Annotated in this window: 1 protein-coding gene; it reads right to left on the bottom strand. The window is 71.7% G+C overall.

Annotation, left to right across the window (positions count from 1 at the left end; translation table 11 throughout):
* Positions 1–26: 26 nt before the first annotated feature.
* Positions 27–897: acyl-CoA dehydrogenase family protein (locus tag A6V29_RS08190; protein WP_283956341.1), on the bottom strand; the 871-nt coding region annotated here is incomplete at its 5' end.

The raw sequence follows: 897 nt of genomic DNA, 5'->3' as shown, positions 1-897 counted from the left end.
GGGTCTCCGGTTCGTACGGGGTCGAGCTACTTCTGCGTGCCGGTCTTCAGCTGGCGGAACGGCACCGACTTCGAGGCATCGGGCTCGCGCGGCAGGCCGAGCACCCGCTCGCCGATGATGTTGTGCTGCACCTCGTCGGAGCCGCCATAGATCGACGGAGCCGGCGCGCCGAGGAACTGCAGGGCCAGCGCGCCGTTCAGCGGGCCGTCCTCACCGGCGAGCATGCCGGAGGGGCCGGCGATCTCCATGCCGACGTCGCGGGACATGCGGGTGATCCGCGAGACCATGAGCTTGCCCAGCGAGGCCTCCGGACCCGGGCGACCGCCGGCCTCCACCGCGGCCTTGGCGCGCAGCGTGTTCCAGCGGTTCAGCGAGGTCAGCGCGTGCACGCGGGCGATGCCCTGGCGCACCGACGCGTCCTGGTCGCGGCCCATCTTCTTGGCCATCTTGGCCAGCGCCTCGCCGTTGCGGACCATCATCATGGCCGGCACGCGGCCACCGGTCGCCGCGCGCTTCACCGACTCGACGAACTCGCCGACGGTCTGCTCGAGCTGCTCCGCCGAACGGCGGCCACCGGGTGCCGACAGCGGGAAGCCGAGGGAGCCGCCACCGCCCAGGCCGACGCGCTCGTTGGCCAGCGTGGTCCGGGCGACGTTCCAGCCGTTGTTCAGGCCGCCGATGATGTTCTCCGCGCTGACGCGGGCGTCGGTGAGGAAGACCTCGGCGAAGTGCGCCTCGCCGGTGATCTGGCGCAGCGGGCGCACCTCGATGCCCGGCTGGTCCATCTCGATCGCGAAGTAGGTGATGCCGGCGTGCTTGACGGCGTCGGGGTCGGTGCGGGCGATCAGCATGCCGACGTCGGAACCCATGGCGCCCGAGGTCCACACCTTCTGGCCG

Source organism: Blastococcus sp. CCUG 61487 (genome assembly GCF_005222955.1).
Classification (GTDB): domain Bacteria; phylum Actinomycetota; class Actinomycetes; order Mycobacteriales; family Geodermatophilaceae; genus Blastococcus.
This window is presented reverse-complemented; position numbering and strand designations above follow the sequence as displayed.